Here is an 8,763-nt window from a genome sequence, read left to right as displayed (position 1 = left end):
TTAGCGAGGTGCCGAGTGGTGGGGCAAGAGCGTTTTGCTTACTTTTGCGCTTTTCAAAAGTGAGCCGCTGTAAGAGCGGAACCAATAGCGGCCCTGACCGCAGCAACGGATATGCCCCCCCCAGCTCAATCAAACTTATAGCTGATCGCAGTCTGCACCTGCCCCTGATTCACATCCCCGGTCTCCTTGACGATGCTGCTATTGGCCGCCGACCCCACCAAGTGAACCCAACTGGCACTGGTCAACAGCGACCACTTCGCATCCAGGGGAATCTCAAAACTCTGCGTCAACGTCAGGTTCTGAAACCCCGCACTGGCGTTATACGGCCGAAACCCCGAAGCCGCAGCCTCGTTGGCATCAACCCCGAAAAACGCCTGCGCCTGCCGAGCATCGGCAAAATTCGCCATCAAACCGGTGCTGCCGATAATCCCGCCACCCAACGGATACCCCAATTCCCCGCCAAGCTTCCCCACAACCCCGCTTTGATCACGCGCCCCGCCCACGGCCTGACCCACCTGTGCATACACCCGCCAGAAATCAGCCGGAGCGTACTGAATAAAGCCTCCAACCTCGGCCATATCCGAAACATCCCGCAAGCCCCGCAGCGACCCATTGGCCGTCCGCCCCGGCAAGTAGTTGATGTAAGGCCCGGCAGTAAAGCCATGGGTATTCAGGGCACTCCAGGTCAGCCCATCGTCGGTACCCAGACTGACGCTCCCCCAATCCAGATCGAAATAAGGAATCGGCCGCGTTTCGTAGCGGCTGCCCGTCGGATCATGAGGCTGGTAACTGACACCCACGCCGGCCTCACCGGTAATCCCGTCTGCCAGCGCAGCGCCCGAAACGCCCCACAGCCCCAGCAAACCGGCGAATACAGCAAAAGTAACCCTGAACATGGAGCCATTTCCTTTTGTGAACATGCGCGCATGAACGCGCAAACACCCGACCTTAGGCAAGCACTCATCTAGGTTGTAGCAAGCTACAAAAATTGTAGCCAGTTCCGACACAACCAAACGCAAATACCCGCCAAACCCTTTGAAAACAGGGGGTGAGAGCACTTGGCACAGTCCATGCTCTAGCACTCTGCAAGCGCAACAGCGCGCTCCTACTTCATAGGTAAATGCAGATGATCCACTGGCATATCGTGTGTGACTTCGACGGGACCATCACCCCCACCGACGTCATCGACAACGTCCTCCAACGCTTCGCCGGCCCCGAGTGGGAAACCATCGAACAGGAATGGCTGGACGGGCACATCGGTTCGCGCGAATGCCTGAGCCGTCAACTGGCGCTGATCAAGGCGACCCCGGCCGAGTTGCTGGCGTACTTCGACAGCGTCGAGATCGACCCGGACTTCCCGGACTTCGTCGATCACGTCATGGGCCTGGGCGCTTCCATTGAAGTGGTCAGCGATGGCATCGAACAAGGCATCGCGCGGATTCTCTCGCGCAACTACGTGACCTTGCTGCCGATCCTCGCCAACCGCCTGCGCCAGGTCGACCAGAACAGCTGGCGCATCGACTTCCCGTATGCCAGCGACGCCTGCCGTGCTGCTTCCGGCAACTGCAAGTGCAAGTCCACGCCGCGCAACAAGCGCGTGCTGGTGATCGGTGACGGCAAGTCCGACATGTGCGTGGCCTCCACCGCCGACTTCGTCTTCGCCAAGGCCAGCCTGGCCGACTACTGCGAAACCAACAACATCCCTTACGCGCGGTTCGACACCTTCGCCGAACTGCCGGCATTGCTGGCCAAGCTGCCTCAGGGCATCGCCGCCAACGCCAACTCTTTCAGCACCTCTTCCGACAATCAGGAACTCTTCCACCATGTCTGATATCCGCATCGCTACCGCAGAAGACCAGGTTCTTCTGGATAAAGAAGCCAAGTACTGCTCCTACGGCGACACCGTTCACTACATCGACCCACCACGTATTTTCAGCCGTTGCGAAGGCTCCTATGTGTGGGACACCGAAGACCAGGCTTACCTCGACCTGCAAATGTGGTACTCGGCCGTTAACTTCGGTTACGCCAACCCGCGCCTGAACAACGCGCTGAAACAGCAGATCGACACCCTGCCGCAAATCGCCAGCCAGTACCTGCACAAAGGCAAGATCGAGCTGTCGGAAATGATCGCAGTCGACGCCAAGAAAAAGTTCGGCCTCGACGGTCGTGTGCACTTCAACGTGGGCGGTTCGCAGTCCATCGAAGACTCCCTGAAAGTGGTGCGTAACGCCTCCAACGGCAAGAGCCTGATGTTCGCCTTCGAAGGCGGCTACCACGGCCGTACCCTCGGTGCTTCGTCGATCACTTCAAGCTTCCGTTACCGTCGCCGCTATGGCCACTTCGGCGAGCGCGCCAACTTCATTCCGTTCCCGTACCACTTCCGCGGCCCGAAAGGCATGACCAAGGAAGAATACGGCAGCCACTGCGTGCAGCAGTTCGCCCGCCTGTTCGAAACCGAATACAACGGTGTGTGGGACCCGAAAACCAACCAGTGCGAATACGCAGCCTTCTACGTCGAGCCGATCCAGGGCACCGGCGGCTACGTGATCCCGCCGATGAACTTCTACAGCGAACTCAAGCACGTCCTCGACCAGCACGGCATCTTGATGGTCGTCGACGAAATCCAGATGGGTTTCTGGCGTACCGGCAAGCTGTGGTCGATCGAACACTTCGACGTCAAACCAGACGTGATCGTGTTCGGCAAGGCACTGACCAACGGCCTGAACCCGCTGGGCGGCATCTGGGCCAAGGAAGAGTTGATCAACCCTAAGATCTTCCCGCCAGGCTCCACTCACTCCACCTTCGCGTCCAACCCGTTGGGCACTGCGGTAGGCCTGGAAATGTTCAAGATGACCAGCGAAGTCGACTACGGCGCGATGGTCATGGCCAAGGGCAAATACTTCCTGGCCGGCCTGCAAGAGCTGCAAAAACGCTTCCCGATCATCGGCGACGTCGACGGCCTGGGCCTGGCCCTGCGCTGTGAAATCTGCGGTCCGGACGGCTTCACTCCGGACAAGGCGACCCTGGACTTCATGGTCGACGAAGGCATGAAAGGCGACATGGTGGTTGACGGTCAGAAACTCGGCCTGATCCTCGACGTGGGCGGCTACTACAAAAACGTGATCACCCTGGCACCGTCGCTGGAAATCAGCTACCCGGAAATCGACCTGGGCCTGAAGCTGCTCGAGCAACTGCTTGTGCGAGCGACCAAACGGTGATTAGCCACGAGATCGACCTCGGTGAAGGTGATGCCGGCTTCGTTCTCGGTAGCGGTCCGGTCGGGATCCTGTTGATCCACGGCCTGACGGGCACCCCGACGGAACTCCGTCGGGTGGCCCAGGGTTTGGCCAAGGCCGGTAACTGCACGGTGTACGTGCCGACCCTGGCCGGGCACTGCGGGGACAACAGCGACCTGCAAGCCACTGGCTGGCAGGACTGGTACGAGGGCGTACGCAAGACGTTCGTTGGCGTGAAACAGCGCCACAAGCAGGTGTTTGTCGGCGGTCTGTCGATGGGCGCGGTGATGTCGATGTACGTGGCGTCGCAGTTCCCGGGCCAGGTCGCCGGCTTGTTGATGTACTCCACCACGTTGAAGTACGACGGCTGGAGCATCAACAAGATGGCATTCATCACGCCCTTGCTGATCCGCATTCCTTTCGGTGTGCGCCTGTTCCGCTTCACTGAGAAACCGCCCTATGGCATCAAGAACGAGCGCCTTCGGGCGATCGTCGAGCGGCAGATGAAGGAAGGGGAGAGCAGCGAGGCGGGGCTGTTGACGATGGAGGGTGTCACAGTGCGCGAGTTGCACTGGATGAACGCCGTGGTCAAGAAGCTCATGCCGTCGATCAAGACCCCGGCCCTGGTGCTGCATTCCATCGAGGATGACATCACCAGCCGCTGGAACGCCGATTACGTGGAACGCCACCTCGGCGGCCCCGTGACCAAGATCCTGCTGGACAACTGCTACCACATGATCACCGTCGACCTGCAATACCGCCGAGTGATCGAGTTGAGTGCCGAGTTTGTCGAACAACACGCTGCCCCTGTAGGCGCGAGCGTGCTCGCGAAGGACGTGAACGAAAACGCGTTCTGTCTGGTTTAACGCGGTGCGCTTGAGTTTTTCGCGAGCCAGCTCGCTCCTACAAGGAAACGTTGTGATTACCGCCCAAGCCTTTTCGACCATTCGGGCCATCGAACGCAGTGCCTGGAACGACTGTTTTCCCGATGCCCTGGAGGATTGGGACTATTACGTGGCCGTGGAAAACGCTGCTATTGATGATTTTCAGTGGCGCTATCTTGCGGTGTTTGACGATACAACGCTGGTAGCGGTCGCGCCGGCGTTCATTACGCGTTATCGCCTCGACACCACGGTGTCGGGCGTAGGTAAGCGCTTTACCGAGCGCCTGGAGCGACTGTGGCCGGGTGTTTTGAAGTTGGGCCTGTATGCCATCGGTTCGCCGGTGGCGGAACAGTGCAATGCAGGTATCGCCAGCCACGTTCCTGAATCAGGGCGCCAGGCGCTGCTTGCGCAATTGCTCGCCGCCGCGCGCCAGGATGCCGATACGTTCGGCGTTGGACTGGTGGCGGTCAAGGACGCACCGACCAAGGATGAAGCCTGGTCAAACAGCTGCCTTGACGCAGGTTTCCAGAGCATGCCCAGCCTGCCAACGGCCTTATTGCCGATCCCTTTTGGTTCAGTGGACGCCTACCTGGGTTCCCTGGACAAAGCCACCCGCAAGGACGTGCGCCGCAAACTGCGCGCACCTGGCCCGCGTGTTGAGTGGCGACGCAACATCGACGACGTCCTGCCGCGCATCATGGCACTGTATGAGGCCACCCTGGAACGTTCCGACCTGCAGTTCGAGCGGCTGCCGGCGGGCTATTTCACCGGTATCCTTGAACAGCTGCAAGAACGTGCGGTCTGTGTGCTTTATTGGGTGGACGCGCAATTGGTGGCGTTCAACCTGATCCTGTTGAACCAGGACCGCCTGATTGACAAGTTTTTCGGCGAAGACAGTGATTACAGCCATGAGTACAGCCTGGCAGTGCGCAGTTGGTTAACCAATATCGACTACTGTATTCGCAACGAAATTGCGTTATATGAATGCGGTCAGGCCGGCTATGCCAGCAAGCTGCTGCTGGGCTGCGAGTTCCAGGGCAACAGCATGTTTTTTCGCCACCGTAACTGGCTGGTCAACCGCGCACTGTTCGTTGCAAAAGTGTTTCTCCGACCGGATCGATCCGACCCTGCCATGGCTGCTGCGATAAGCGAAACCTGATGATCAACAAGACCCGCCAAAAAGCCCGCCCCTTTGCCATTTCGCGTTGGAGCGTCCAGCGCAAGCTGGTGTTGGCGTTCTGGCTGGTCACGGTGATTCCGACGATGATCGCGGCGGAGTTGGCCGCAACGACGCTGTCGCAGATCTTCGACAGCAACGTGCGGATCTGGCTGCAGGAGTCGACCAAGATCGTCAAGGACGAGATCGGCGACATCCTCCACGATAACGCCCGGGTCGCCCAACTGTTCCTGCGCTACACCAAGCCGCCGTCGTCGCGCCAGGCCGAGAAACACGACAAGCTGACCGCCGACATTGCCGCCGCCACCGACATCGACGTGGTCGCGTTGATCCGCAGCAGTGACCACAAGATTGTCTTCAGCACTGCCGCCGATGACATCGTCAAGCAAATCAACCTGGCCAGTAATGCGGTGTTGCAGACGGTCCAGGTGGCGGGCGTGACCACCGGCGTGGTGGTGTCGACCTTCGAGACCAGCGAGGACGGGGTTGACTATCAACTGCTGGTGGCCACCTACCTGGACAGCAGCTTCCTGACCAGCGTGGCCGATGTGCATTCCCTCGACTTGCGCTTGTACCTGGCCAATCCCAACGGCTTCTCGGAGATTTTCTCTACCCAGCGCTTCGTCGATCACCCCACCCGGATTCCTTCGAACATCGAAGCCGCGCTGCGCAGCACCAAGCAGCCCAGCGAACAGTTCACCAACAACTACAGCGGTTTGTACTGGCCGATCTTCAATGATGCCGGCGAGCTGCAAGGGGTGATCTTCAGCGGCTTGCTGCGGCACACCAGCCTGGTGGGTCTGGTGAACCAGAGCAATCTGTTCGTGTTGATCTTCCTGCTCAGCTCGGCGCTGTCCCTCGGTGCCGGCATGCTGGTGTCCCAGCGTCTCACGCGCCCGTTGCGGGACTTGTCCGAAGGCGTCAGCGCGGTGATCTCGGGTAATTATCAGCATCGTGTGGCGGTCAGCGGCGGCGACGAGCTGGCGCAACTAAGCAGCACCTTCAACCACATGACCGAGCGTCTCGGTGAGTTGCATCACCTGGAAGCGCAACTGCGCCGCCGCGACCGCCTGCATGCATTGGGCGAAGTCGCGATGGGCCTGGCCCACGAAATCCGCAACCCGCTGGGCATTATCAAGACCGCTACCCAGTTGCTGCACCGCCGCGCCGATTTGCCGGAAACCGACAAACGCCATCTCGAATACGTGATCAGCGAAGTCAGCCGGATCAACGACCTGATCACCGAATTCCTCGACTTCGCCAAACCCAGCGCGCCGTTGCGCACGGTGCAAGCGGCACGGCCGGTGGTGGAGGAAATCCTCGGCTTCTGCGGGCCTGAGCTGTCGACCCATAACATCGACGCGCATATCGATGACCAGGCCCCCGGTGCGACGATTTACGCCGATGCCAAGCAGCTCAAGCAGGCGTGCCTCAACCTGATTCTCAACGCCATCGATGCCATGCCCGGAGGCGGTCGCCTGACCCTGGGCATCCGCAGCGTGGGCGGCAACACAGTGATCAGCATCGGCGATACCGGCGAAGGCATTCCGTCGGACATGATTGAGCGGATCTTTACACCATTCGTCACCACCAAGGCCTCGGGCACGGGGTTGGGTCTGGCCAAAGTCTTCTCGATCATGGAGAGTCATGACGGCAGCATCGAATGTGTCAGCGAGAAAGATGCCGGCGCCACCTTCAGCCTGTACATTCCGGCCCAGGGTGACGATGACGGCGATGATGAGGATGGTGATGACGCATAACGTATTGGTAGTCGACGATGAACCCAAGCTCTGTGACTTGCTCTCGTCGGCCTTGAGCCAGAGCGGGATCCAGGTGTTTACCGCCGGCAACGGCCTGCACGCGCTCAAGGTGCTGGAGCAGGAAGACATCGACCTGGTGATCAGTGACTGGCGCATGCCCGGTATGGACGGGCCGGCGCTGCTGGCGGAAATCAAGGTGCGTTACCCCCATCTGCCGGTGATCGTGATGACCGCCTACAGCACCGTGAAAAATGCGGTGCAGTCGATGCGCAATGGCGCCTACGACTACATCGCCAAGCCGTTCGACATCGATGAGCTGGACATCACCGTCGCCAAGGCCCTGCAGTTTCGCGACATCATGCGCGACAACGCGCGCATGCGTGCCGAGCTGGATGAACACGCGCAGTTCGACAGCCTGGTGGGCGACAGCCCGGCGTTTCGCCGCGTGCTGCACGCCGTCGACTCGGTGCGCGACAGCAACGCCACAGTGCTGCTGACGGGCGAAAGCGGCACCGGCAAAGAGATGGTCGCCCGTGCCATCCACAAACACGGCAATCGCGCCGACAAGCCATTTGTAGCCGTCAACTGCGCGGCGATTCCCGAAGGCTTGCTGGAAAGCGAGATGTTCGGCCACCGCAAAGGCGCCTTTACCGGCGCGGTGGCGGACCGCGTCGGCCGCTTCATGCAGGCGGACAAGGGCACGTTGTTTCTCGATGAAGTGGGTGACATGCCGTTGGCGTTGCAGGCGAAAATCCTGCGGGCCTTGCAGGAGCGGGTGATCGAGCCGGTGGGTGACCCGCGGGAGCGCAAGGTGGACGTGCGGGTGATCGCCGCTACCAACAAGAATTTGCTGGATGCGGTGGCGAACAAAGAGTTTCGTGAAGACCTTTACTACCGCCTCAATGTGTTCCCGATTCCGCTGCCGGCCTTGCGCGAGCGGGTGGAAGACATCGCGCCGCTGGCCCGGCACTTTGCCCAGACCTTGAGTGCTACGGCGGGTAAACGCATCACCGGTTTCAGCCCTGAGGCATTGCAAGCCATGGCGGCGTATTCCTGGCCGGGCAATATTCGTGAGCTGCAAAACTGTGTGGAGCGGGCGACCATCGTCGCGGCGACGCCGGTGATCGAGGACATTGATTTGCCGGCGTATCTGTTTGCTTCGAAGCCGGCTGAGGATGGGGTGGGCGCGATACTCAGTAACGGGCCGGGTGTGCCACAGGATCTGGATGCGGCGCTGGCTGAGGTGGAGAAGGCTTACATCATGGCTGCGTTGCAGGAGAGCAACGGGGTGCAGGCTGCGGCTGCGCAGAAGATCGGGATTTCTGAGCGTAGCTTTTGGTATCGGTTGAAGAAGCTGGGGATTCAGGTGGACAAGATTGTTCGCTAGGGGGCGCTGAGCGTTTTTGGGGGGAGTACATATCCGTTATTTAGGTAACGGCCGCTTAGGGTTCCGCTCTTACAGCGGGTCACTTTTGAAAAGCCGGAATGCCGGCCCAGTCAAAAGTAACCAAAACGCTCTGCCCCGCCTGTCGGCACCTCGCCTAGGCTCGGTGTTCCCGCACTCCGGCACCGCGAAGCGGGCCGCCGCTCCGCAATACCTGCGTTCGGCCTCGGGCTGAATGGGGCAATCAAAAGCAAAAGCACAGCGGCCTCCCGGCCGGCTTGAGTGTTAGAAGCAGAGGCAAGATCCAGAGCGAAAGCAGAGC

Annotated in this window: 7 protein-coding genes; 6 read left to right on the top strand and 1 reads right to left on the bottom strand. The window is 60.1% G+C overall.

What is annotated here, in order from left to right:
- Window positions 1-125 precede the first annotated feature (125 nt).
- On the bottom strand, window positions 126-896 hold the full coding sequence (locus SNL23_RS17225) for a MipA/OmpV family protein (protein ID WP_076015439.1): 771 nt from the start codon (window positions 894-896) through the stop codon (window positions 126-128).
- A gap of 230 nt (window positions 897-1,126) precedes the next feature.
- On the opposite strand from SNL23_RS17225, the gene SNL23_RS17220 reads away from it, so the two are divergent.
- The 6 genes from SNL23_RS17220 to SNL23_RS17195 are packed head-to-tail and all read left to right on the top strand — an operon-like array spanning window position 1,127 to window position 8,444.
- Window positions 1,127-1,831: an MtnX-like HAD-IB family phosphatase gene (locus SNL23_RS17220; RefSeq protein ID WP_076015438.1), complete on the top strand. Its 705-nt coding sequence runs from the start codon at window positions 1,127-1,129 to the stop codon at window positions 1,829-1,831.
- Window positions 1,824-3,218: an aspartate aminotransferase family protein gene (locus SNL23_RS17215; protein WP_076015437.1), complete on the top strand. Its 1,395-nt coding sequence runs from the start codon at window positions 1,824-1,826 to the stop codon at window positions 3,216-3,218. The genes SNL23_RS17220 and SNL23_RS17215 overlap by 8 nt, the downstream gene beginning before the upstream one ends.
- Complete coding sequence (locus SNL23_RS17210) at window positions 3,215-4,102, top strand: alpha/beta hydrolase (protein WP_318302899.1); 888 nt, start codon at window positions 3,215-3,217, stop codon at window positions 4,100-4,102. The genes SNL23_RS17215 and SNL23_RS17210 overlap by 4 nt, the downstream gene beginning before the upstream one ends.
- 52 nt (window positions 4,103-4,154) lie before the next feature.
- Window positions 4,155-5,279 (top strand): GNAT family N-acetyltransferase, encoded by a 1,125-nt coding sequence (locus tag SNL23_RS17205; RefSeq protein ID WP_318302898.1) that lies wholly within the window; start codon window positions 4,155-4,157, stop codon window positions 5,277-5,279.
- A complete protein-coding gene (locus SNL23_RS17200; RefSeq protein WP_076015434.1) occupies window positions 5,279-7,057 on the top strand; it encodes a sensor histidine kinase in 1,779 nt (592 codons plus the stop codon). The genes SNL23_RS17205 and SNL23_RS17200 overlap by 1 nt, the downstream gene beginning before the upstream one ends.
- Entirely contained in the window at window positions 7,047-8,444 is a 1,398-nt protein-coding gene (locus tag SNL23_RS17195; RefSeq protein WP_318302896.1) for a sigma-54-dependent transcriptional regulator, read from the top strand. Before SNL23_RS17200 ends, SNL23_RS17195 begins: the two co-directional genes overlap by 11 nt.
- Window positions 8,445-8,763 lie beyond the last annotated feature (319 nt).

This window comes from Pseudomonas sp. SED1, assembly GCF_034044025.1.
Lineage (GTDB): Bacteria > Pseudomonadota > Gammaproteobacteria > Pseudomonadales > Pseudomonadaceae > Aquipseudomonas.
Note: the sequence above shows the minus strand (reverse complement) of the source record. Positions and strands in the feature narration are given on the sequence as shown.

What these genes read in the sequence shown, in the direction of transcription:
- SNL23_RS17225 (WP_076015439.1), bottom strand. Translation starts at nt 896, where the DNA reads ATGTTCAGGGTTACTTTTGCTGTATTCGCCGGTTTGCTGGGGCTGTGG.
- SNL23_RS17220 (WP_076015438.1), top strand. Translation starts at nt 1,127, where the DNA reads ATGATCCACTGGCATATCGTGTGTGACTTCGACGGGACCATCACCCCC.
- SNL23_RS17215 (WP_076015437.1), top strand. Translation starts at nt 1,824, where the DNA reads ATGTCTGATATCCGCATCGCTACCGCAGAAGACCAGGTTCTTCTGGAT.
- SNL23_RS17200 (WP_076015434.1), top strand. Translation starts at nt 5,279, where the DNA reads ATGATCAACAAGACCCGCCAAAAAGCCCGCCCCTTTGCCATTTCGCGT.
- SNL23_RS17195 (WP_318302896.1), top strand. Translation starts at nt 7,047, where the DNA reads ATGACGCATAACGTATTGGTAGTCGACGATGAACCCAAGCTCTGTGAC.